A 23,728-nucleotide genomic window follows, 5' to 3' on the forward strand; every position below is an offset into this window, starting at 1 on the left:
GGCTCCGTCCAGTCTCCATGATCCGCGCGGTGAACGGGCCAGGACGGTCAGGGCGCCAACTGCCCTTCCACATCGGCTACTTCGGGACCTGTGCTCCCGGCCGGCATCTTCCAGCGGTAGGAAGCCTGCACGCCGTCCGTGTAGACGATCCTGCCGCTCCTGGCCTGCGCGGGAGTGAGGTCGAAGACCTTGGCGGCCATCCGCGTGGCGCCCGGTTCGAGGGGGCCGGAGCTGTCGTATCCGTCGAGGGTGACCTGGCGGGCGTTGCCGTTGCCGGCGGGGATCGTCCGCCCGTCGGGCGTCAGCCACTCCCAGCCACCGCCGGCGGCCGGCAGTTCCTCGGCGGCAGGGTTGGCGCTGAGCGACTTCTCCTTCATCGTCACGACGGCGAAGACGCCGGACTGCGGTGTCGCTCCGGCGCCTTCGTCGGCATAGACCACGGACGACGGGGTGATCTCCAGGATTCCGACGGTCCTGGCGCCCACGGTCCGGGACGGCTCGCCGAGGTCGAGAGCGGCGGGCCCGGCGTCCGTGGGGCCCGGTTCACCGGCGGGTGCGGGTGTGGCGGACGCCGGTGTCGCGGGTGCCGTGGGCCGCGGTCGTGTCGTGGACGGCGCGGCGTCGCCGCCGGCCTCGGCACCGCCCTCACAGGCGGTCAGGGCGAGGCAGGTGGCGGCGGTGACGACAGCGGCGAGCAGGGTCTTGCGCATGGTGTCCCCCCAGGGCTTCGGTACGCAGAAGGTACCGCCACATAGGGGGCGCACGGGGCGTTCGTCACGGTGTCGGTACGTATGGGGCACGGCCGTGACAGATCCACCGTTCGAGGGCGTACCGGGTCGTGTCCGTTCCCGGCGACGGTGGGCGGTGTCGACAGGGATTCGGCCCCCACGGGGGCTCAAGGGCGCCCGCGGACCGGCAGGGCTCAGGGGCGCCCCGCCGCCGGGACCTCCTCCTCCGCGGGCACCGGACCCGGGGGTGTGCCGTCGCCGAAGGGGCGTCCGCCCAGCTCCTCGCGGTGGTGCGGGGTCAGCCATCCCGCCGTGTCCGGTCCCAGCGGCACGATCTTCGTCGGGTTGATGCCTTCGTGCACCTGGTAGTAGTGCCGCTTGATGTGGTCGAAGTCGACGGTGTCGCCGAAGCCGGGCGTCTGGAAGAGGTCCCGGACGTACGCCCACAGCACCGGGTCCTCGGTCAGTTTCGAGCGGTTGCACTTGAAGTGACCGTGGTAGACCGCGTCGAAGCGCACGAGCGTGGTGAACAGCCGGATGTCCGCCTCCGTGATCGTCTCCCCCATGAGATAGCGCCTGTCCGACAGCCGCTCGGAGACCAGGTCGAGCTGCCGGAACACATCGCGGTACGCGGCTTCGTAGTCCTTCTGCTCCGAGGCGAAACCGGCGCGGTAGACACCGTTGTTGACGTTCCGGTAGATGCCGTCCATCACCTCGTCCATCTCGTCGCGGAGCCGCTCGGGGTAGAGGTCGGGGGCGCCGGGGCGGTGCAGCGCCGTCCACTCCGTCGCGAAGTCCAGGGTGATCTGCTGATAGTCGTTGGTGACGAGCTCGCCGGTGGGGACGTCCACGATCGCCGGCACGCTGACGCCGCCCGGGTAGTCCTTCTCCCGCGCGTCGTACGCCTCGCTGAGGAACCGGATCCCGAGCACGGGGTCGCGGTCGTCCGGGTCGAGGGTGAAGCGCCAGCTGCGGTCGTCCTGGATCGGGTCGGTGACGGCGAGCGGCACCACGTTCTCCAGCCCGAGGAGCCGCCGGGAGACGAGCGCGCGGCTCGCCCAGGGGCAGGCACGGCTCACCACCAGGCGGTAGCGGCCCGCCTCCACCGGCCAGCCGTCCCTCCCGTCGGCGGTGATGCGGTCGGCGAAATGACTGGTGGACCGCTTGAAGGGCTTCTTCCCGTACCCGGCGTTGCCCCCCTGGTCGTCGCGCGTGCTGCCGTCGCTGTCGGTGGGGCGGCTCATGTGCTGTCTCCTTCCGCTCTGCGTCCTGCCGCGCGGCCGGGTGCGGCCGTGCGCTGTACGCATGCCCAGTCTGCGTCGCGCCCTGCCCTCTCGCGGGTCCTCGCACGGGGTGACAAGGGTTTTCCCCGTATCGGGTTCATCTCGGCGTTCCCTACTGTCTGCCGAACCGGCGGATCTCGTGCCCCGACTCGTTGATGTCAGGTGCATGGAAATCAGGGGTTTCGCCGGTGGCGGCCCTTGACCAGGGGCCGTTTGCGACGGCGGGGGGCGCACGGGCGTACCCGGCCCAGGGAATCGCGGGTCGCACCCCCACAGCGAACCGCGATTCCCGCGCCGTCCGCCGCGCTCCGCGCCGTCATCTGAAGGGGAACACCTTGAACGGTTCCAGACGGAGACTCATAGCCGTCGTGGCTGCGAGTGCCACGATCGCCGCCGTGGCCGCCACGTCCTCCGTAGCCCTCGCCGCCACCCCGCCCCCCTCGCCGAAGCCGGCTCCGGCCTCGCAGGCCATGGCCGGCCTGCCGGTCTCGCCGGTCGAGAAGGTCATCGTCACCTACAAGGCGACCACGGCGGAGGCGCGTTCCAACACCGCCGCCGCCGGTGACGCGACCGCCAAGGGTTCCGCGACCGGCGAGGACCTTGCCTTCGAGCGCCGGCTGGCCGGCGGTGCCGCCCTGGTGGACCTGGGCGGCGAGGCCTCGAAGAAGGACCTCGCCGAGGTCATGAACGCCTTCCGCGGTGACCCCTCGGTGGCATCCGTCGAACCCGACATCCGTGCCTACGCGATGGCGGTCACGCCCGACGACACCGAGTACGCCAAGCAGTGGGACCTGTTCGAGGCCACCGGCGGCATGAACGTGCCCGGCGCCTGGGACAAGACCACCGGCAGCGGTGTCACCGTCGCCGTCATCGACACCGGCTACGCCACCCACTCCGACGTCGCGGGCAACGTGGTGTCGGGCTACGACTTCATCTCCTCCTCCGCGGACGCCCGTGACGGCAACGGCCGGGACAACAACGCCAAGGACGAGGGCGACTGGAACGCCACCGACGGCGAGTGCGGTGCGGGCTCCAAGGCGAGCAACTCGTCCTGGCACGGTACGCACGTCGCGGGCACCGTGGCGGCGTCCACGAACAACACCAAGGGCGTCGCCGGCATCGCGTACAACGCGAAGATCCAGCCCGTCCGGGTGCTCGGCAAGTGCGGCGGGTCCTCCGCGGACATCGCCGACGCGATCACCTGGGCCTCGGGCGGCAGTGTGCCCGGCGTCCCGGCGAACGCCACCCCCGCGAAGGTCATCAACCTGAGCCTCGGTGGTTCGAGCGCCACCTGCCCGAGCGTCTACCAGAACGCGATCAACGGCGCCGTCTCCCGCGGCACCACGGTCGTCGTCGCGGCCGGCAACAGCAACGCGAACGCGTCCGGCTTCACCCCCGCGAACTGCGCCAACATCATCAACGTGGCCTCCACCAGCCGCGAGGGCAACCGGTCGTTCTACTCGAACTTCGGCACCAGCGTCGATGTGGCCGCGCCCGGCGGTGAGACCCGTCGCGCCACCGACACCCCCGGTACCGTGACGACCCCCGAGAACGGCATTCTCTCCACCCTGAACTCCGGTACCACCACGCAGTCGGCGGAGAACTACAAGCCGTACCAGGGCACTTCGATGGCGGCCCCGCACATCGCCGGGCTCGCCGCGCTGCTGGAGTCGGCCAAGCCGGCCCTGACGCCCGCCGACATCGAGTCCGCGATCAAGGCCAACGCCCGTGCGCTGCCGGGCACGTGCACCGGCGGCTGCGGCACCGGCATCGCCGACGCCACCAAGACCGTGAACGCCGTGACGACCACGACTCCCGGTGGCGCGACGTTCACCAACGCCGCGGACGTCACGATCAGCGACAACGCGACCGTGAGCTCCACGATCGCCGTCTCGGGCCGCTCCGGCAACGCCCCCGCCGCGCTCAAGGTCGCCGTCGACATCAAGCACACCTGGCGCGGCGACCTGGTCGTCGATCTGGTCGCTCCCGACGGCACCGTGCGCAACCTGAAGGCGTCCTCGTCCTCCGACAGCGCCGACAACGTCGTGGCGACCTACACCGTCGACGCCTCCAGCGAGGTCGCCAACGGAATGTGGAAGCTGCAGGTCCGCGATGTGGCCTCGGGTGACACCGGTTACATCGACTCCTGGAGTCTCACCTTCTGAGCACCCGCACCACAGCAGCACAGGGCTGGTCAGGGGCGCGTTCGCGGCACATTCCGCGGGCGCGCCCCACCGCCGTTCCCGGACCTCGCGTCCGAATGTCGGACGCGGGGCCTGGACTGCCGTGGCCTGATTCGTATGCTCTGCACTCACAGGCAGAGACCTGCGCAGGTCACAAGGGGGGTGAAGGGCGTGACGTCGACGGTTCACCGCCCCGCGCCGGTCGGGCGGGCCGAGCTCCTGGCCCGGCTCGAGCGGGTCCTGCACACCCGGGGGCGCGCGCTCCTCACCGGTCCCGCCGGAATCGGCAAGACGGAGATGGCCCTGGCCGCCGCCGCACAGGCCGAGTCCCGCGGCGAGACCGTGCTCTGGCTGGCCACATTGCCCGCCGACCGGGACATACCCGGAGCGGCGGCGGCCGCCCTTCTCGCGTCCGTCCGGGCCTCCGTGTCGTGGCCCGCCGCCCCATCCCCCGCCGGGCCCGGCGGTCCCGGAGCGGCCGACGCACTCGAAGCACTGCCCGGACCGCAGCGCAGCGCCGTCGCCATGCTGTGCCGCGAGGCGCCCATCCCCGAGGGCGGTTGGGATCCCATCGCGCTGCGGCTCGCCCTGGCCCAGATCCTGCGGACCCTCGCCGCGCGGGCTCCGGTCCTGCTCGTCGTCGACGGCGTCCAGCACATCGACGCCGACAGCGCGGACCTGCTGCGCTTCGCGCTGCATCTGGCTCCGCCGGCGCTGCGGGTCATCGCCGCCGAGACCCCTTCCGCGTACTCCCCCACGGCTCCGGGACCCGGCGAGCCCCCGCAGGACCCGTCAGGCCCCGAAGCTCTGTGGGTGCCCTCCGAGGCGGATGTGCTGTTCGTGCCGGCCCTGCACGCCGACGAGATCGCCGAGCTCCTCGTCCACCACCGGCTGCCGTCCCGGATGGCCGGCCGTATCCACCGGGCCAGCGGCGGCAATCCCCGGCTGGCGCTCGCCGTCGGCCGTTCGCTCGCCGACGCCCGGACACCGGTCCACCACGCCGAGGCACTGTCGCTGTCGGGCCGTGCCCGCGACCTCGCCCGGCAGCTCCTGGGCGCCGCCTCCCCGGCCGTACGCGCCACCCTGCTGCTCGCCGCCCTGGCGTTGCGGCCGACGGCGGCTCTGATCCGCCGCGCCGGCCGCGCCACGGCAGAGGCCGACCTCGCCGCCGCCGAGCGGGCGAACCTCATCACGCTCACCGAGGACGGCACCGTCGCCTTCAGCGCCGGCGTCCTGCCGTCCACACTCGTGCACGACGCCTGCTGGAACGAGCGCAGCGCGGGGCACACCGCACTGGCCCGCGTGGTCAACGACCCCGTCGAAGCGGTACGGCACCGGGCGCTGGCCGCCGACGCGCCCGACGAACACCTCGCGCAGGAGGTCGCCGCGGCGGCCGACACCGCGCGCCGCCGCGGCAACAGCGCCCTGGCCGCCGAACTCGCCCTGCTCGCCGCCGAGTCCACACCCGTCGAGCACGGCGGGAAGCGGATAGCGCGGCTCGTGGATGCGGCCGAGGAAGCCGCGCGGGCGGCACGCGCGGATCTCGCGATGCGCGCCGCCACCGATCTGCTGGCCCGCGACGCCACCCCCGCCGACCGGGTGCGCGCACGTCTCGCGGTGCTGGACACGGCGGGCCAGGGGCTCGGCGACCTCGACGAGACCTATGTGCACGCCATGGAGGACTCGGAGGACGACACGGCCCTGCGAGCGGCCGTCCAGCTCAGGCTGGCGGTCAAGTACGTGCTCGCCGACGGTGATCCCGTACGCTCCCGCGCGGCCGCCGTCGAATCGGCCCGGCTCGCAGCCTCGGTGGGTGACCGGCAGACGGCGACCCGGGCCCTGACGGTGCAGGCACGCATGGAACGGGTCCTCGGCTCCGCGGAGGAGCAGCGGGTGCTCGCGGAGGCGCGCGCGCTCGAACTGGTCGACCGTCCGCTCGGCATCCGCAACGCGGCCCAGATCCTGACGATCCGTCATGCCCTGTTCGACGACCGGCTCACCGACGCCCGCGATCAGCTGAACGCGCTGCTGCCGCTCGTCGAGCGGCGGGGCACCGTCGAGGACGCCATCGAACTCTTCCGGACGCTCGCGGAGATCGAGGCCCGCCAGGGCCTGTGTGCCGCGGCGGTGGCCCACGCCGGACGGTCCCTCGCCCTGACCCTGGAGGCCGGGCTGTCCCCCGGGCCCGCCTGGTACGCCCTGGCCCTCGCCGAGACCGCGGGCGGCAGCTTCGCGCGCGCCGCGAGCTACGCCCGGCGCAGTGTCCAGGCATCCGAGGAGGAGGGTGACCGGGTCTTCCTCTCCCGCAGTCTCTACGCGCTCGGCCGGGTCCAACTCGTCGCAGGCGACGTGACGGAAGCCGTGGAGACGCTGCGCCGTGTCCGCGCGGACGAGCAGGCCCAGTCGACCGTGGACCCGTCGATGCTGCGCTGGCACGAGGAGTTGGCGGAGGCGCTGGTCGCCGGAGACGCCCCGGAAGAGGCCGCCTTCCTCCTCTCCGGTGTCCGCCCGGTGGCCGAACGGCTCGGCCGGACGACCGTACTGCTCGGCTGCGACCGGGCGTACGCGCTGTATCTGGCGGCGAGCGGCAAGCCCGAGGAGGCGGCGGAGCTGCTGACGGAGACCGCCGAGCGGTTCGACGCGGCGGGACTGCCGCTGGAGCGGGGGCGGGCCCTCATCGCGCTGGCCCGCGTCGAGCGCCGTCGCCGACGGCGCTCCTCCGCTCAGAACGCCCTCCAGACAGCGGCCGCGGTCTTCGAACGCACGGGAGCACTGCCCTGGCTGGCGCTGGCGGCGGAGACGCCGTCCCGATCGGCCGAGCCCGATCCTGCCCGCGGCGGCGCTCAGAACTCCCTGACGGAGGCGGAGCTGCGTCTCGCGGCACTGGTCCGCGAGGGCGCCAGCAACCAGGAGGCGGCGGCGAAGCTCTACCTCAGCGTGAAGACGGTCGAGGCCCGGCTGACCCGCATCTACCAGAAGCTGGACGTCCGTTCGCGCGCGCAGCTGGCCACCGCGCTGAACTCCTGGCCCGCGCACCGTCCGCCGCCGGAGACGACGGACGGCCCGGCGGGCCCCTGAGGGGCGCGCGCCGGACCGTCCGCGGTGTGCGTCAGCCGAGCTCGATGAGCAGATCGCCCGCCTCGACCTGCTGAATCCTGCCGATCGCGAGCCTGCTCACGGTGCCCGCGCTCTGGGCGGTGATGGACGCCTCCATCTTCATCGCCTCGATGGTGGCGACCGTCTGACCGGCGTCCACCGAATCACCCTCGGCGACCTGGAGGGTGACCACTCCGGCGAACGGCGCCGCGACATGACGCTCGTTGCCGCGCTCCGCCTTCTCCGCCGCCTTGACCTCGGTCGCGACGGACTCGTCCCGCACGGCCACCGGCCGCAACTGCCCGTTGAGGGTGGCCATGACCGTACGGAAGCCCCGCTCGTCGGCCTCCGAGATGGCCTCCAGCTCGATCAGCAGGGTCACTCCGGGTTCGAGGGTGACCGTGTGCTCGGTCTCGGGCTCCAGGCCGTAGAGGAAGTCGCGCGTCGGCAGGACCGAGGTGTCGCCGTAGGACTCACGGTGCGCCTCGAACTCCTTGGTCGGCCCGGGGAACAGCAGCCGGTTCAGGGTCGCCCTGCGCGTCTGAGCAAGACCTCGCCGGTCCTCGTCGTCGAGGGTCGGGGCGTCCGCCTTCTCCGGTCGGCCCTGCAGCGCACGGGTACGGAAGGGCTCCGGCCACCCGCCGGGCGGGTCGCCCAGCTCGCCGCGGAGAAACCCGATCACCGAGTCCGGGACATCGAACTTGCCCGGATCGGACTCGAAGTCCGAGGCCTCCACACCGGCGCCCACCAGATGCAGCGCCAGGTCGCCCACGACCTTCGACGACGGGGTCACCTTCACCAGGCGGCCCAGCATCCGGTCGGCCGCGGCGTAGCAGTCCTCGATCAGTTCGAACCGGTCGCCCAGGCCGAGCGCGATGGCCTGCTGGCGCAGGTTCGACAGCTGGCCGCCCGGAATCTCGTGGTGGTAGATCCGGCCGGTGGGCGAGGCGAGACCGGACTCGAACGGCGCGTAGACCTTCCGGGTCGCCTCCCAGTACGGCTCCAAATCACCGACCGCCTGGAGCGAGAGCCCGGTGGCCCGCTCGCTGTGGTCGGTCGCGGCGACCAGCGCCGACAGCGGCGGCTGGCTGGTGGTGCCCGCCATCGACGCGACGGCGGCGTCCACGGCGTCGACTCCCGCGTCGATCGCGGCGATCAGTGTCGCGAGCTGTCCGCCGGCCGTGTCGTGGGTGTGCAGATGCACCGGCAGATCGAACCGCTCCCGCAGCGCGGTCACCAGCGTGCGGGCGGCCGGCGGGCGCAGCAGGCCCGCCATGTCCTTGATGGCCAGGACGTGCGCCCCGGCCTCGACGATCTCCTCGGCGAGGCGCAGGTAGTAGTCCAGCGTGTAGAGGGACTCGGCGGGGTCGGAGAGATCGGCGGTGTAGCACAGGGCGACTTCCGCCAGGGCCGTACCCGTGGCCCGCACCGCGTCGATCGCCGGCCGCATCTGGTTGACGTCGTTGAGCGCGTCGAAGATGCGGAAGATGTCCATACCGGTCGCCGCGGCCTCGGCCACGAACGCCTCGGTCACCTCGGTCGGGTAGGGCGTGTAGCCGACGGTGTTGCGTCCGCGCAGCAGCATCTGCGTACAGATGTTGGGCACCGCTTCGCGCAGTTGGGCGAGCCGCTCCCAGGGGTCCTCGGCGAGGAAGCGCAGCGCCGCGTCGTAGGTCGCGCCGCCCCAGCACTCCAGGCTGAGCAGTTCCGGAGCCGTCCGGGCGACGTAGGGGGCGACGGCGAGCAGATCGCGGGTCCGCACCCGGGTCGCGAGCAGGGACTGATGGGCGTCACGGAACGTCGTGTCGGTGACGGCCACGGCCTTCTGCCTGCGCAGTTCGGCGGCGAACGCCTCCGGTCCGAGAGCCGCGAGGCGCTGCCGGGAGCCGTCGGGCGCCGGTGTGGTGAGGGAGACGGCGGGCAGCTTGTCGACGGGGTCGATGACCTGCGGCCGCGGGCCGTGGGGCCGGTTGACGGTCGTCTCCGCGAGATAGCTGAGCATACGGCTGCCGCGGTCGGCGGAGGGGCGGGCGCGGATGAGCTCCGGGTGCTCGTCGATGAAGCTCGTGGTGATACGGCCGGCCCGGAAGTCGGGGTGGTCGAGCACGGCGCCGAGGAAGGGCAGGTTGGTGGACACACCGCGGATGCGGAACTCGGCGATGGCGCGGCGCGCCCGACGGGCGGCGTTCGCGAAGTCGTGCCCGTGGCAGGTCAGCTTGACGAGCATCGAGTCGAAGTGCGCGGACACCTCGGCGCCGGTGTGCACGGTGCCGCCGTCGAGCCGTACGCCGGGGCCGCCCGGTGACCGGTAGGCGGAGATGGTGCCGGTGTCGGGCCGGAAGCCGTTGGCCGGGTCCTCGGTGGTGATCCGGCACTGGAGCGCGGTGCCGTTCAGCTCGATGTCGTCCTGGGTGAGCCGCAGTTCCGGCAGCGACATCCCGGCCGCGATGCGCAGCTGTCCGATCACCAGGTCACGGCCGGTGACCTGCTCGGTGACCGTGTGCTCCACCTGGATGCGGGGGTTCATCTCGATGAAGACGTGGTTGCCGCGCTCGTCGACGAGGAACTCGACGGTGCCCGCGTTCACATAGCCGATGTGCCGGGCGAAGGCGACGGCGTCGGCGCAGATGCGCGCCCGCAGGTCGGGGTCCAGATTCGGGGCCGGGGCGATCTCGACGACCTTCTGGTGACGCCGCTGCACCGAGCAGTCGCGCTCGTACAGGTGCACCACGTTGCCCTCGGCGTCGGCGAGGATCTGCACCTCGATGTGGCGGGGGTTGACGACCGCCTGCTCGAGGAAGACGGTGGCGTCGCCGAACGCGGACTGCGCCTCGCGCATGGCCGCGTCGATGGATTCGCGCAGCTCGCCGGGCTCGGCGACCCGGCGCATGCCCCGGCCGCCGCCGCCGGCGACGGCCTTGACGAAGACGGGGAAGCCGATGTCCTCGGAGGCCGCCACGAGCGCGTCCACATCGGTGGTCGGCTCCGACGACTTGAGGACCGGTACACCGGCCTCCTTCGCCGCCGCGACGGCACGGGCCTTGTTGCCGGTCAGATGGAGGACCGAGGCCGGCGGCCCGACGAACGTGATGCCGGCCTCCGCGCAGGCGGCGGCCAGGTCCGGATTCTCCGAGAGGAATCCGTAGCCGGGGTAGATCGCGTCGGCCCCCGCCTTCTGGGCGGCCTTGACGACCTCGTCCACGGACAGGTAGGCCCGCACGGGATGGCCGGGTTCGCCGATCTGATACGCCTCGTCCGCTTTGGCCCGGTGCAATGAGTTGCGGTCCTCGTGCGGAAAGACCGCCACCGTGGAGATGCCGAGCTCGAACGCAGCGCGGAACGCGCGAATGGCGATCTCACCGCGGTTGGCGACCAATACCTTGCCGAACATCAAACTCCCCAGTCGTGTCGCGGGCCGGCGGCCTCGGGACGGGCGCTGTCGCCACCGGCGCCTGAGGCGTCCGGTGCCCTCGTGGAGGGTGTCGTCGTGGACGGTGTCGATGAGTTCGCTGATCGGTGCACCACGCTGTGCACCGCACCGGCCGATGTCTGGTGATGGGAGGCCGGAGCGTGGCCACCGTACCGGACGACCTGCGACGGATCGCGAAGCGGTGATGACCGGTGCGCGTAAGTTACCGGCCGGTTCGTCCAGCTCGCAACGGATGGCGCCGTGGGATGACCGACACCGCCCGCCTGTTTCAGACGTCGTAGCCAGGGGGCAGACGCAGGTGTTGCAGATCGGCGGGGACCGGTTCCGAGGCCGGCCACAGACGCGCGGGGTCGCCCGCCGCCGCGGCCGCCGGGGCGTCCGTGAGCCCCATCCGGTCCCGCAGCCGGCCGTAGAAGTCGGTCGGTCCGAACCGGATCACCCGCAGCCGGCGCTCGGCGGCGAAGACGCCGATCCAGTCGCCGGGGTCGAGCAGCCCCCGCAGCTGACCGTCGACGCTCACCGCGGCCCGTCCGGAGTGCGGCAGGACCCGCAGCCCGATCGGCTCGTCGGGGGCGGCGACGACGGACCGGTTGAAGGTCATGTGCGGGGCGACCGGAGTGAACACCACGGCCTCGGCGAACGGCGACACGACCGGACCGCCGGCGGCGAAACTGTAGGCGGTGGACCCGGTGGGGGTCGCGACCAGGACGGCGTCCGCGGAGTACGAGGCGAGCAGCCGCCCCGAGACGTAGACGCCCAGGGCGACCTGGCGGTCGCGGACGAGTTTCTCCACCACGACGTCGTTGACCGCCCGGACGTGCAGCGAGACTCCCCACCCGCCCTGGTCGGACTCGTCGGGGACGACCGGGGGCGGCAGCATCGGGCCCCGGCCGTAGCAGAGCACCGTCTCCATCTCCTGGGGCAGTTGGAGGCGACGTGAGGCACGCATGGTGAGCAGCATGCGGGTCTCCACCCGGGCGCGCCCGGCGTGCACGGCGTCGAGTGCCCGGCGGACGTCCGCCGCGGGGACCTCGGTGAGGAAACCCACCGTGCCCAGGTCCACCCCGAGGACGACCGCGTCGCTCTCGGCGGCCAGCCGGGCTCCCCGCAGGAAGGTGCCGTCACCGCCCAGAGTGACGATGAGATCGGGATGCCCGGCGGCATCGACCTCCTCACGCGCGCTGTGCCGCTGCTCGCCCAGGTTCCACACGTCGGTCTCGGTGCAGGCGATGTCGTTCTCCGCGCACCATGCGGTCACGACATCGGCCGCCGCCACGGCCTCGGGGCGCCCCCGGTGCACCACGAGTCCCACTCGCTTCACTGTCATGTCGAGTCCTCTCCGGTCGTACGCCTCGCACGATCAACGATCAGAGAGGTGTGCGGAGCGGACGCGGCGCGCCGCAGGCGGCTGGATGAGCCGTGCACGTTCACCCGGTAGTCGGCGGCACGGCATCCGGCCGGCACCGCGGAGTGCGGCGCCGGCCGGTGAGGTGAGCCCTCGGCGTGTCCCCAGAGGCACGCGCCTGCGGCCGGCGGGGCGGGCATGCCCGCCCCGCCGGACCCGGTCTACGGGAAGTTGGCGACGACCGAGGGCACGGTCGACGTTCCCGAGGTGGGTGAGCCGGTGTTGTTGATGACGTGCTCGTACTGTCCGTTGCCGCTGAGCGAGACGACGAGGAGGCCGTGGAATCGGACGCCCGGTTTCACCGGGGCCTGGAAGCCGTGGTCCTGCCGGATCGTCGGGTCGACGTTGTAGTAGCAGTAGCTGCCCATCCCCCAGCCCTCGTGCGTGTTCACCGAGTCGGCGACCTTGTAGGCCGCGTACCCCTTGGTGCCGCCGTTCTGGATGGCGGCCTGGTTGGGTGCGTCGTACGCCTTCTCGTTCTGGAAGAAGATCGTTCTGCCGCGTTCGCCGTACCACTCCACGTCGTACTTGTTGAAGTGCTCGACGAACAGTCCGGTGGCCAGCACGTCGTCACCGTTGACCCGGACCCCGTAGTCGGCGCGGTTGGTCTCCCAGCCCACGCCGTCGCCGTGGTCGGCGCGCCACACCCAGGTGTGGTCGATGATCGCGTCGTCGCTGTTGACGACCATGCTGGTGGTGGCCTTGCCGGGGCCCGCGCCGCCGACGCGGATGAACACGTCCTGGACGGTCGTCGGGTTCGCCGCGTGGTCCGCCGACGATCCGGCCGGACCGACCTCCAGCAGGGTCGGGGAGTTGACCGGTCCCGCGTCGATGAGGAAGCCAGCCAGCTTCACACCGTCCACGTCGGCCACCTTCATGGCGGTCACACCGTTGTCCGGAATGATCGTGGCGAGCCCGAGACCGAGCACGATCGTGTTGGCACGGTTCACGTTGATCGTGCTGTCGACGTGGTACACGCCGGGGGTGAACAGCAGGTGCAACCCCTGGTCGAGGGCCGCGTTGATGGTGGCGGCGGTGGCACCGGGCTTGACCACGTAGAACCTGCTGAGCGGGATCGACTCGCCCTGCGGCGTGCCGTTGCCCCACGAGGTGCCGCGCGCCCCCACCCGCTTGGCGGGCGCGAACACCTTGTACTCGTTGCCGTCGAGGTACAGGAAGGGCTTCTCGCGGGAGACCGGGGTGGTCTCCAGCGTGGTGTACGGCGGGTTCGGGAAGCTCTGCGCCGGTGCCCCCTGTACACCGGAGAAGGTCATGTTCCAGACGCCGTTGGTCCAGCCGCCGACCGAGCTGTCACGGGTGTACCACTGCTGCTGCGAGTACGGGCCGACCGTGCCGTCGATCTTGCTGTCGGCGATGTAGCCGCCGCTGGCCCAGCCGTAACCGGTCGGCGCGAGGTTGAGCCCACCCTTGACGTGCATACGGCGGAAGGGCGCGGCCTGGGAGACCGCCCAGCGGTTGGTGCCGTTGACCGGGTTGAGCGCGAGGTTCTCGGCGGAGCGCCAGAAGTTCTGCGTGGCGTTGCCGTTGAACCAGCCGGCGTCGACGGTCACGTCCCCGTTGAAGGTGGTGTCGTCCGGGTTCAGCCCGAGGCCGGAGATGGAGGTGTAGAAGCCGATCTGCGCGTTGATGCTGTTGTACGTGCCGGGCTTGAAGAGCAGCTGGTAGCGGCTGCTGCCGAACTGCGCGGACTCCTGCTGCCGGAAGATCTGGTCGAGCCTGCCCTGGATGTTCGGGGTGGACGGGTCGAAGACGACGACGTTGGGGCCGAGGTCACCGCCGCCCGGTATCTGCGGGCCGCCGTCCGTCGTGCCGTAGACCTTGAACTCCCAGAGCGAGTAGCCGTACTGGGTGGCACGGGCCGTGCCGTACACCCGGACGTAGCGCGCGGTGCCGGAGACGTTGAGCGTCTCGGTGCCGCCGGTCGCGGTGGTGGTGGAGTGCACGGTGGTCCAACTGGTGCCGTTGGTGGAGAACTCGACGCGGTACGCCTTGGCGTAGGCCGTCTCCCAGGCGAGGACGACCTGGTTCACCGTGGCACTGGTGCCGAGGTCGACTTGGATCCACTGCGGGTCGCTGAACGCGCTCGCCCACCGGGTGCCGTTGTCGCCGTCCACCGCGGCGGATGCGGGTGTCCCGCCGTTCTCCTGGCTGGAGGCGGTCACCGTCCTGCCCTGGGAGAGCAGGACGGGTGCCGCCTGCGCCGGCGAGGCGGGCAGGATGCCGAGCAGGGTCGCGACGAGGGCGGTGATGACGAGTGCCGTCAATGTGCGGTGCTGCGCGGGGCCGGCGGGTGGGCGCAGGGGTCTGGCGAGGGTGGCGGGCATCAGCGGCTCCTGTGATGTCAGGGGTGGGGGCGAACGCGCGCATGAGAGAGCGCTCTCTCACCGTTGTCGATGCTCAACCTGTCAGACAGCCGCGTCAAGACTTGTGCACACGATCGTTCGTCAACTGCCCTTGCATGCCTGTAGTGTTCAGGATCTAAAGGCGTACGGCGGGCCGGATCAACTCCTGGGGCCCTCAACGCCGTAACCGAGCACGCGAGTTGAATTGACCTGTCCGCAATACTTGACGGTTCAAAGGTGACGCCCATGCTCCCGGTTGCGGGGAGCGCTCTCTCTGTGCCGCAACACCCTCACCCGCTGGAGGAGTTCGCAGGGACCCTCCCAGGAAGGCACCGAGGAACACCCCGCAGGGCCGGCCCGCCACCGCCCTCCAGCACCGAAGGGCGGCGAGCCCGAGCCGAAGAGCCCATCAGAGCCGGCTGAACCTCCCCGGGGCAGTCGCCCGGCGACGTGTCCGGTGCACCGGAATGGTCTGGCATGACGTATGCGATCACCGCCGCTCAGCCTGACGACGCCGCGACGTTGGGGCCCTTGCACCTGCGGAACTGGCTGCAGAACTACCTCAACGCAGACGCAGGGATCGATGAGTCCTGGATCCGTGAGCACCGCGGTTCATCCGCCACTGCGGAAGGCATCACGCAGTGGCGAGAGTTCATCGAGGTGGCGAACCAGCACCCCGCCCCACACTTCTGCCGTGTCGTCCGGTCCGAGACGGAGATCGTCGGCTATCTCTGCGGCCACCGGGACGAATCGGTCACCCTCGGACCGATGTACTTGCTGGACCATGCCCAGGGTCAGGGACTCGGCGGCCACATGATGACCGAGTTCCTCACCTGGGCAGGGCCTTCACGCATCCGCCTGGGGGTCACCGACCACAACGAACGCGCGATCCGGTTCTACCGACGCCACGGCTTTGAGGTCACAGGCGAGCGCTACCTCTGGCGAGGAAGACTGCCAACCCTGCCCATGACCCGCGAGGCCCCATCGGCCGCCGACTTCGGCTGAGCACGGGCATCGGGCCGTGCCCGGTCACGGCACCACCGTCATTTCTCGCGAACATCGCGAGCCGGGTTGATCAACGACTGCCGGCGAAACGCGGATCAGGCACAAATGCCGTGAGGATGCCTCTCAGGAGGGCGAGGGCTCGGAGTCGTCCCATTTCCACCCGGTTTCGGGGAACTGCGCGAGCAGGGCTGAGAACGAAGTTGCCTGATGGATGGCCGACGACCAGTCGTGAGCGGAGACGTCGAGCAGGACCAGAGACGGAGGTTCCTGCCGGAAGTCGTAGGTGAGCATTTCGCGGCTTCCGTCCCCGCCGATGACGACGCTCCGGGGGAAGCGTTCCTGGAAGTCGCCGGCTTCATTGACTTCGATGAGTTCTGCAATGGCATTGATCATCAGGAAGTCGTCCGCAGGAGTAACGAACTGGGCCATGCTCCCCTCCGTAGCCAGGAAGTGTCGGTAGTCCTCGGGAAATCGGACTCCGAAGCGGCTCTCGGCCTGCGCGATCTGGTCGTCGTTCGAACTCATGAGGCCGTTCTATCAAGGCCGGTCACGCCTGGTGGCGGTGGCTGCCTCGAGATGCGGTGAGCAGGACCCGCCTTCCGGAGGAGAGGAAGTTTCACTCCTCCGAACATCTGGCGTTTCGCACCTCGCCACGGCCGGTCACCGCGCAACCGCCGGCACCCCGTGTGGTGGCGAGATGGATCCCTCACTCGAAGGCCACGTCACCGGATCAAGATGCTCAAACGCCGGACGTTCGGCCGGGCCGGCGTCGCGCTGCTCCGCAAGCGAGTCCCGTTGGCTCACCGATCGATGTCAGAGGCGCGCGACCCGGTGGACGGTTGAGCGAGGGAACCTCAGCGATTGCTCGAATGAGTTGATCACCCCGCCAAGATCGATAGTGTTCATGCTGCTCCGCCGAACACGACGCTCAACAGCGGTAGTAGCAGCGACGGATGCTGCAAGTACAGCAGTAGACGGACCACCGGTCACCGCTCTCGCGTCGGCCGCTTTCGGCTCCACCCTGTATCTCACGACTTTCTCGGCTGTGAGCTGGCTGAACCAGATGCCCTCGCGTATCAGAATCGCCGGCCTGGTGGTAACCGTCGTGGTTCTGTGCGCAGTTATCGGGATGCTCGCGTTCGCGAGCCTGAGCGTCACGATCGGGTTCATCGTGGGTGCCGGCATGACACCGCCCGTACACCGGTGGATCCTGCAACGACGCAGCCCCGTCGCCAGTTCCTGACCTTTCGGCGAACTCGAACCCTGGGGAACCGGCAACTACTGCCGGACGCCTGCCTCGCTCCAGTCCCGCAGCCGCCGCCAGCGCGTCATCCCGGGCGGAAGCCCAACTCCTGCGGCAGGTACTCCCCTGGGAAGCCGGTGTGCAGCCCGAACAGGGTGCCGCGCAGCATCTGCCAGGCCCTACGCCGACACCGCACGTGCAAGCGGCTTCCACCTTGAGCTTCCCAACAGACGCTCAGGCCGACTCGCGTACCACCAGGGCCGGATGGAAGATCACCGACGGCGGGCGCAGTCCCGGCTCGTTGATCTGCCGCAGCAGCAACCTGGCCATCTCGGACGACATCTCCTCCACCGGCTGACGCACGGTCGTCAGCGGAGGGTCACAGGCAAGGGCGGCGTTGCTGTCGTCGAAACCGACGACAGCAACGTCCTGCGGCACCCTGCGGCCTTCCCGCGCGAGCACCGGCAGCGCGCCGAGCGCCATCAGGTCGGAGGCGACGAAGACACCGTCGAGGTCGGGCCGCCCGGCCAGGAGCTGCTTCATCGCGGCGGCTCCTCCCGCATGGGTGAAGTCGCCCTCGACACAGGCGACATCGTCGATGCCGTGCCGCGCCATCGCGCCGAGAAACCCGTCGAGACGCTCCTGTGCGGCCGGCATGTCCTGCGGACCCGTCACGGTGCCGATCCGCCGGCGGCCGAGCCCCACCAGGTGGTCGGCGGCCAGCTGGACGCCCGCGCGCTGGTCCACCTCGACATAAGTGACGCCGGTGAGCTGCGCACGCCGCCCCGCGTGAACGGCGGGCAGCCGCGTCTCGGTGATCATCTGCGGCAACGGGTCCGCGCCGTGGGCGGAGACGAGCACCACGCCGTCGACATGCCCTTGCCGCAGATAGGACAGCAACTGGCCGCGGGAGACCTCGTCGTCCACCAGCATGAGCATCATCTGCACCCCGGCCGGGCGCAGCACGTCGAGCAGTCCGCCGACCACCCGCCCGAAGTAGGGGTCCGTGAACATCCGCCCGATGAACGGGGTGGCGACGGACCGCTGTTCCTGCTCGGAGACCACGAGGGCTATGGAGTCGGTACGCCGGGTCACCAGCGACCGGGCGGCGCGGTTGGGTACGTAGTGGGTGGCGGCGATGGCTTCCTCGACGATCTGCCGGAGCGCAGGGTCCACCGTCGGCGCACCGTTGATCACACGGGAAACGGTGGCCCGGGAGACGCCGGCCACCCGGGCCACATCCTCGAGGGTCACGGGACGTGTGGACGGGGGCACGTCGGCAGTCATGACCTCTTTATACCGGCAGGTACCGGCGGTGCGGCGGCCTGTTCCCCCGATGGTTGCGCCTGACACCTAACGCAGCGAGGACCGAAGTCCTTCGCATGCCGTGCCCCGCGTGCACATCGCTGCGGTGCAGCCCCATCCGGTTCAACAGCGGCAGTGAGTTGTCCGAACAACACGCTCTCCCGACTGCGCGCGAAGGAACTTCCTTGACCGGCGGTGCAGAGAGCGCTCTCCCGCAGACGCTGGAGAACGCTCCCCGAGCTGTCAAGGAGCTGTCAAGGCTTAGCGCGAGAGCGAGTTGAGGCCCGACAGCGCGCTCAGGCCGGCGTTGACAGACTCGCGCGGGGCTGGTTGTAATGACCGGCGTGACGCGCGGCGTCGGCCACAGAGCAGTGGGCCGGCCGGCGATCGGGCGATCACCGTACATCGAAGGGTCCCGCCATGAGTTCACACTCCGCGACCTGCGTCTGACCTGAGCGTCCCCGCGCACCCATCGGCGGTTGCGCGCCACGCTCTCCTCATGCGCCCTGTTCATCTCGTTCTGCCGCATCCGTAGGTCATCCGTACGCAGCCGTGCCGCGGTCCGTGCGCAGCCTCGGCCGGTCCTGCCGCCATCGCCCCGAGTCCCGGGGTGCGTGGTGCACGGCTGCCGGGCCGCGTGACCCGGTCCCGTGCCCGGCAGCACCCGCGATGTCCGGCGGCACCCGGCCGTCCCAGGTCACAACCGCCCCCTCGCCCTCCCTCGCCGTCCGCCGGCGATCCCTTGGGCGATCCCTCGGCGTCATCGAGCGCCGTCACTCACCGTTCAGGAGTATCGAGACCGTATGTCCACGTCCTCCCACCAGCACGTCATCGAGGAGTTCCGAGCCGGCCGGGGAAAGGTCGGCGGCCCCTTCGAGGGCGGTGATCTCCTTCTGCTGACGACGACCGGCGCGCAGTCCGGCAAGGAGCACACCACACCCCTCGGCTATGTGCGCAACGGCGATCTGCTGTTGATCGTCGCGTCCAACCTCGGAGCCTCCCGGCACCCCGACTGGTACCGCAACCTGCTCGCCCACCCCCTCGTCCAGGTGGAGATCGGCACCGAGTCCTTCGAAGCCGTCGCGGTACCCGCCGAAAGGGCCCGCCGTGACCGGTTGTTCGAGAGTGTCGTCGCGGTGTCACCCGGCTATGCCGACTACCAGGCCCTCACGACCCGGACGCTGCCGGTCGTGGTACTCGAACGCACCGAGCCGGAGGAGCAGCCGCGGCCGATCAACACCCTGGCCGACAAACTCCTGGAGGTCCACACCTGGCTGCGCTCCCAGCTGCGCCACGTACGGGCCGAGGCCGACGCACACCTCGCCGCGCGCGCGGCGCGGGGGCCCGGTGCGTCAGCGGCACCCGGGCTCGGATTCCAGATCCGGCAGCACTGTCTGGCGTTCTGCGAGACCCTGACGTTCCATCACACCAGCGAGGACGCGCACATCTTCCCCGCCATCGCGCACTACCACCCGGACCTGGTGCCCGTGCTCGACCGACTCCGCCAGGAGCACGGGGCCGTGGCCCGGATCAAGGACGAACTGGCGGCGCTGCTGGCCGACATCGGCGCCGCCGATCCGCGGCAGTTCCTCGCCGAACTGGACCGGATGACGGTCGAACTGACAGCCCATCTCGACTACGAGGAGCAGTGGCTGCTGCCCGTGCTGGCGGAGGTCCCGTTCCCGCCGGGTCCGCCTCCGGGTGCGGGTCCCGCCGAGTAGCACCTGAGGTGTGAACGGGCGGGCGGCGGATGTGGTGATCCGCCGCCCGCCCTGCCCACGCATGCCCCTCGGTTCGCACGGGCCCCGGGTTCACACAACCGTGGAACATTGCCGCTTCATTGCAGCCCTGTGGCCATGTCGGGCCGCCCCTTCCCCGTTCGATTTTCCGGTCGTTACGTTGCCGAAGACCGCACCGGAGAAGGCGAGTTCACCATGCCGGAGATCTCAGCGACCGACGAATACCTGACCAACAACCAGGCCTATGCCGCATCGTTCAGCGGGCCCCTTCCCCTCCCGCCCTCGCGGCAGGTCGCCGTGGTCGCGTGCATGGACGCGCGGCTGAACGTGTACGCGATCCTGGGCCTCGACGACGGCGAGGCGCACGTCATCCGCAATGCCGGCGGCGTGGTGACGGACGACGAGATCCGCTCGCTGGCCATCAGCCAACGACTCCTCGGCACCCGCGAGATCATCCTCATTCACCACACCGATTGCGGGATGCTCACGTTCACCGACGACGGATTCAAGGCACAGATCGGGAAAGAGACCGGAATCAAGCCGCCCTGGTCCGCGGAGTCCTTCTCCGATATCGAGGATGACGTCCGGCAGTCGATCCGCCGCATTTCCGCGAGCCCTTTCGTGCCGCACACCGATTCCGTCCGGGGGTTCGTGTTCGACGTGGCCACCGGACACCTCGCGGAAGTCGCCTGACCACCTCGGGCATCCGTCACGGCACGCCCCCGGGCCCCGGCCGCACCACCGCTTCCCACCCTGCCTGCCCCTGCCTCCGCCTCCGTACGAAGAGAGAGCCATGAGCCAGCCGATCGACTCCGTCACCGCCGGACACACCCCTGACGGCACAGCCCCCGATCCCGCATCCCGCTGGTCGTTCGAGACCCGGCAGATCCACGCGGGGACGGCGCCCGATCCCGTCACCGGCGCCCGCGCGGTGCCGATCTACCAGACGAGCTCCTTCGTCTTCCGCGACACCCAGCACGCCGCCGACCTGTTCTCGTTGGCCGAACCGGGCAACATCTACACCCGCATCCACAACCCCACCCAGGACGCCTTCGAGCAGCGTGTGGCCGCGCTGGAGGGCGGAGTCGCCGCGGTGGCACTCGCATCCGGGCAGGCGGCCGAGACCCTCGCGATCCTGACGCTGGCGAGCGCCGGCGACCACATCGTCTCCAGCGCCTCTCTCTACGGGGGCACGTACAACCTCTTCCGGCACACGCTGCCGAAGTTCGGGATCGAGGTCTCCTTCGTCGACGACCCGGACGACGTGGAGGCATGGCGCGCCGCGGTCCGGCCCAACACCAAGGCGCTGTTCGCGGAGACGCTCGGCAATCCGCGCGGCAACGTGCTCGACGTCCGGGCCGTCGCGGACACCGCGCACGAGGCCGGGGTACCGCTCATCGTGGACAACACCGTGCCGACCCCCTTCCTGCTGCGGCCGATCGAGCACGGCGCCGATGTCGTGGTGCACTCGGCGACGAAGTTCCTCGGCGGCCACGGCACCACCATCGGCGGTGTCGTGGTGGACGGCGGCACCTTCGACTTCGGTGCCCACGCCGAACGCTTCCCGGACTTCAACGAGCCCGACCCCAGCTACCACGGTCTGCGCTACTGGCCCGCTCTCGGCCCGAGCGCCTTCGCGGTCAAGCTCCGGGTCCAACTGCTCCGCGACCTCGGCCCCGCCATCTCGCCGCACTCGTCCTTCCTGCTCCTCCAGGGCGTGGAGACGCTCAGTCTCCGCATCGAACGGCACTCGGCCAACGCAGAGGCGCTGGCGGAGTGGCTGGAGCAGCGTGACGAGGTGGCGGCGGTCCACTACCCGGGCCTGCCGTCGAGCCGTTGGTACGAGGCCGCGCAGCGCTATCTGCCCCGGGGCTCGGGTGCCGTCCTCTCCTTCGAACTGCGCGACGGCGTGGCGGCGGGGAGGAAGTTCGTCGACGCGGTCGAGCTGTTCAGCCATCTCGCGAACATCGGGGACGTTCGCAGCCTGATCATCCATCCCGCGTCCACGACCCACAGCCAGCTCGACGCCGACCAGCTCGCGGCCACGGGAGCGTCCCCGGGCCTCGTGCGGCTCTCGGTCGGTATCGAGAACATCGCCGACCTGAAGGCCGATCTCGAAGCGGGGTTCCGAGCGGCCAAGGAGGCCTCCTGACCGCGGAGGCCGCGGCGACCGTCCCTCTCCTGCCGGCCACGGGGGCCTGGCAGGAGGGGGACGCGCCGGGCCGGCGCCGATGGGCGGTGCTGGAGAAGCCGTTGCCCCTGGAGGCCGGCGGTGCGCTGCCCGGCGTACGCCTGGCGTACGAGACCTGGGGCCGGCTCGCCCCGGATGCCTCCAACGCCGTGCTCGTCCTGCACGCGCTGACCGGCGACAGTCACGTCAGCGGTCCCGTGGAGCCCGGCCACCCGACACCCGGCTGGTGGGACGGCCTGATCGGCCCCGGCAGCGCGGTGGACACCGACCGCTGGTTCGTCGTCGCCCCGAATGTGCTCGGCGGCTGCCAGGGCAGTACGGGCCCCTCCTCACGCCGCGCGGACGGCAGGCGCTGGGGCGGCAGCTTCCCCTTCCTCACCCAGCGGGACCAGGTCTCGGCCGAGGCATGCCTGGCAGACCTGCTGGGGATCGACCGCTGGGCGGCGGTGATCGGCGGGTCGATGGGCGGCATGCGCGCGCTGGAGTGGGCGGTGTCCCGTCCGGATCGCACGGAGTCCCTGCTGCTGCTCGCCTGCCCGCCCTCCGCGAGCGCCGAACAGATCGCCTGGGCCGACATCCAGCTCCGCGCCATCCGTTCGGATCCGCACTGGCGCAACGGCGACTACCACGACGCGGGAGACGGCCATGGCCCGCACTCCGGCCTCGGCCTCGCTCGCCGGCTGGCCCATGTCACCTACCGCAGCGAGCCCGAACTCGACGCACGCTTCGGCCGAGCCGCCCAGGGCGACGAACAGCCCTGGCGGGGTGGCCGGTACCAGGTGGAGTCCTACCTCGACCATCACGCGGCCAAGCTGGTCCGCCGTTTCGACGCCGGGAGCTATGTGACGCTCACCGAATCGATGAACAGCCACGACATCGGCCGGGGACGTGGGGGCACGGCCGCGGCGCTGTCGCGGGTGCGGGCCCGGACGCTGGTCGCCGGTGTCGATTCGGACCGGCTGTACCCACCGCACCAGCAGGCGGAGCTGGCGGCCGGCATTCCGCATGCGGACCGTTTGCGGACGATCGAATCGCCGTACGGACATGACGGGTTCCTGATCGAGACGGGACAGGTCGGGGCGCTGGTACGGGAGTTGCTCGACGGGTAGGCCCGCTCTCCACGTGCCGTGGAGCTGCGACGGCCGGGTCGGCGGGTCCGGCCATGCCCGCCGCGCAGGCCCTCCCCTGCCCGCCGCCGAACACACTCACCCTCACGCCGCCATCGCCACACCCGTCCTCGCGAGCACCCGCTCCCGGCGCACCTTTCGCTCCCCGCCGAACACCAAGACACGCAGTACCGCGAACCGTGCGATGCCCGCCAGAGCCGAGGCCGTCAGATACACGGCCTGTTCGGTGAGAACCGACGGGGTCGACTGCACGGCGTACAGGGCGAGCAGCGCCCCCGTCGTGAACGCATAGCTGACGGCCACCGTCAGTCCGGACTGGAGGTGGACTCCCCAACCCCTGCGCTCACTGCGGAAGGTGACCCTGCCGTGCAGTTCCGTGGCGATCAGGGTCGAGACGACGGTGATCACCGCGTTGGCCACTGCCACCGGCAGCAGGTCGTGGGTCAGGACCAGCACACCGCTGGAGGCGAGCCCCACGCCGCCACCGCAGAGGACGAACCGGACGAAGGCCGCGGCCACATGCCCTGACGGCTTCGACTGGTTCGACTGCGCGGTCACGGGAGGGCCTCCGATACGGGTTGCTGGGCTCGTGTTCCATTCCAGTCCAGAACCTAGGGGGAGCGCGTCGGC

At 70.7% G+C, this 23,728-nt stretch carries 16 protein-coding genes and 1 pseudogene; 8 read left to right on the plus strand and 9 right to left on the minus strand.

What is annotated here, in order from left to right; all coding sequences use genetic code 11:
- Nucleotides 1-47: 47 nt before the first annotated feature.
- Nucleotides 48-710: a hypothetical protein gene (locus tag RPQ07_RS03475; protein ID WP_313942504.1), complete on the minus strand. Its 663-nt coding sequence runs from the start codon at nucleotides 708-710 to the stop codon at nucleotides 48-50.
- A 212-nt stretch (nucleotides 711-922) separates the two neighbouring features.
- Nucleotides 923-1,972, minus strand: coding sequence for a glutathione S-transferase family protein (locus RPQ07_RS03480; protein WP_313942505.1), 1,050 nt, complete (start codon nucleotides 1,970-1,972; stop codon nucleotides 923-925).
- Nucleotides 1,973-2,379: 407 nt separating this feature from the next.
- Here RPQ07_RS03480 and RPQ07_RS03485 point away from each other — a divergent pair, with 407 nt between their 5' ends.
- Nucleotides 2,380-4,176 (plus strand): S8 family serine peptidase, encoded by a 1,797-nt coding sequence (locus RPQ07_RS03485; RefSeq protein WP_313942506.1) that lies wholly within the window; start codon nucleotides 2,380-2,382, stop codon nucleotides 4,174-4,176.
- Nucleotides 4,177-4,365: 189 nt separating this feature from the next.
- Nucleotides 4,366-7,272, plus strand: coding sequence for a helix-turn-helix transcriptional regulator (locus tag RPQ07_RS03490; protein ID WP_313942507.1), 2,907 nt, complete (start codon nucleotides 4,366-4,368; stop codon nucleotides 7,270-7,272).
- Nucleotides 7,273-7,303: 31 nt separating this feature from the next.
- Here the strand turns inward: RPQ07_RS03490 and RPQ07_RS03495 are convergent, their stop codons facing one another.
- The 3 genes from RPQ07_RS03495 to RPQ07_RS03505 all read right to left on the minus strand — a co-directional run bounded on the left by RPQ07_RS03495 (nucleotide 7,304) and on the right by RPQ07_RS03505 (nucleotide 14,470).
- Entirely contained in the window at nucleotides 7,304-10,681 is a 3,378-nt protein-coding gene (locus RPQ07_RS03495; RefSeq protein WP_313942508.1) for a pyruvate carboxylase, read from the minus strand.
- Nucleotides 10,682-10,988: 307 nt separating this feature from the next.
- Nucleotides 10,989-12,047: an NAD(+)/NADH kinase gene (locus RPQ07_RS03500; protein ID WP_313942509.1), complete on the minus strand. Its 1,059-nt coding sequence runs from the start codon at nucleotides 12,045-12,047 to the stop codon at nucleotides 10,989-10,991.
- Between the two features lie 239 nt (nucleotides 12,048-12,286).
- On the minus strand, nucleotides 12,287-14,470 hold the full coding sequence (locus RPQ07_RS03505) for a discoidin domain-containing protein (RefSeq protein WP_313942510.1): 2,184 nt from the start codon (nucleotides 14,468-14,470) through the stop codon (nucleotides 12,287-12,289).
- A gap of 495 nt (nucleotides 14,471-14,965) precedes the next feature.
- On the opposite strand from RPQ07_RS03505, the gene RPQ07_RS03510 reads away from it, so the two are divergent.
- Entirely contained in the window at nucleotides 14,966-15,493 is a 528-nt protein-coding gene (locus RPQ07_RS03510) for a GNAT family N-acetyltransferase (protein WP_313942511.1), read from the plus strand.
- A 123-nt stretch (nucleotides 15,494-15,616) separates the two neighbouring features.
- Here RPQ07_RS03510 and RPQ07_RS03515 read toward each other — a convergent pair whose 3' ends face one another.
- Entirely contained in the window at nucleotides 15,617-16,018 is a 402-nt protein-coding gene (locus RPQ07_RS03515; protein WP_313942512.1) for an SMI1/KNR4 family protein, read from the minus strand.
- Nucleotides 16,019-16,538: 520 nt separating this feature from the next.
- On the opposite strand from RPQ07_RS03515, the gene RPQ07_RS03520 reads away from it, so the two are divergent.
- Nucleotides 16,539-16,736, plus strand: coding sequence for a hypothetical protein (locus RPQ07_RS03520; RefSeq protein WP_313942513.1), 198 nt, complete (start codon nucleotides 16,539-16,541; stop codon nucleotides 16,734-16,736).
- A 38-nt stretch (nucleotides 16,737-16,774) separates the two neighbouring features.
- On the opposite strand, the pseudogene RPQ07_RS03525 reads toward RPQ07_RS03520, so the two are convergent.
- Together RPQ07_RS03525 and RPQ07_RS03530 are read right to left on the minus strand one after the other, a co-directional pair.
- Nucleotides 16,775-16,905 (minus strand): annotated as a pseudogene (locus tag RPQ07_RS03525) (IS5/IS1182 family transposase); the annotation flags it as partial.
- A 65-nt stretch (nucleotides 16,906-16,970) separates the two neighbouring features.
- Nucleotides 16,971-18,023: a LacI family DNA-binding transcriptional regulator gene (locus tag RPQ07_RS03530; RefSeq protein ID WP_313942514.1), complete on the minus strand. Its 1,053-nt coding sequence runs from the start codon at nucleotides 18,021-18,023 to the stop codon at nucleotides 16,971-16,973.
- 821 nt (nucleotides 18,024-18,844) lie between these two features.
- Here RPQ07_RS03530 and RPQ07_RS03535 point away from each other — a divergent pair.
- The 4 genes from RPQ07_RS03535 to metX all read left to right on the plus strand — a co-directional run bounded on the left by RPQ07_RS03535 (nucleotide 18,845) and on the right by metX (nucleotide 23,080).
- Nucleotides 18,845-19,762 carry a nitroreductase/quinone reductase family protein gene (locus tag RPQ07_RS03535; protein WP_313942515.1) on the plus strand — a complete coding sequence of 306 codons (918 nt, stop codon included), beginning with the start codon at nucleotides 18,845-18,847 and terminating at the stop codon, nucleotides 19,760-19,762.
- Nucleotides 19,763-19,984: 222 nt separating this feature from the next.
- Nucleotides 19,985-20,473: a carbonic anhydrase gene (locus RPQ07_RS03540; RefSeq protein WP_313948766.1), complete on the plus strand. Its 489-nt coding sequence runs from the start codon at nucleotides 19,985-19,987 to the stop codon at nucleotides 20,471-20,473.
- Nucleotides 20,474-20,573: 100 nt separating this feature from the next.
- Nucleotides 20,574-21,932 (plus strand): bifunctional o-acetylhomoserine/o-acetylserine sulfhydrylase, encoded by a 1,359-nt coding sequence (locus RPQ07_RS03545; protein ID WP_313942516.1) that lies wholly within the window; start codon nucleotides 20,574-20,576, stop codon nucleotides 21,930-21,932.
- The gene (gene metX / locus RPQ07_RS03550) at nucleotides 21,929-23,080 is read left to right on the plus strand and encodes a homoserine O-acetyltransferase MetX (RefSeq protein ID WP_313948767.1); all 1,152 of its coding nucleotides are present in this window, start codon (nucleotides 21,929-21,931) and stop codon (nucleotides 23,078-23,080) included. The genes RPQ07_RS03545 and metX overlap by 4 nt, the downstream gene beginning before the upstream one ends.
- Nucleotides 23,081-23,182: 102 nt before the next feature.
- On the opposite strand, the gene RPQ07_RS03555 is transcribed toward metX, so the two are convergent.
- The gene (locus tag RPQ07_RS03555) at nucleotides 23,183-23,656 is read right to left on the minus strand and encodes a hypothetical protein (protein WP_313942517.1); all 474 of its coding nucleotides are present in this window, start codon (nucleotides 23,654-23,656) and stop codon (nucleotides 23,183-23,185) included.
- Between the last annotated feature and the right edge of the window lie 72 nt (nucleotides 23,657-23,728).

The sequence above is a fragment of the Streptomyces sp. AM8-1-1 genome, assembly GCF_032229325.1.
GTDB classification, from domain to species: domain Bacteria; phylum Actinomycetota; class Actinomycetes; order Streptomycetales; family Streptomycetaceae; genus Streptomyces; species Streptomyces achmelvichensis.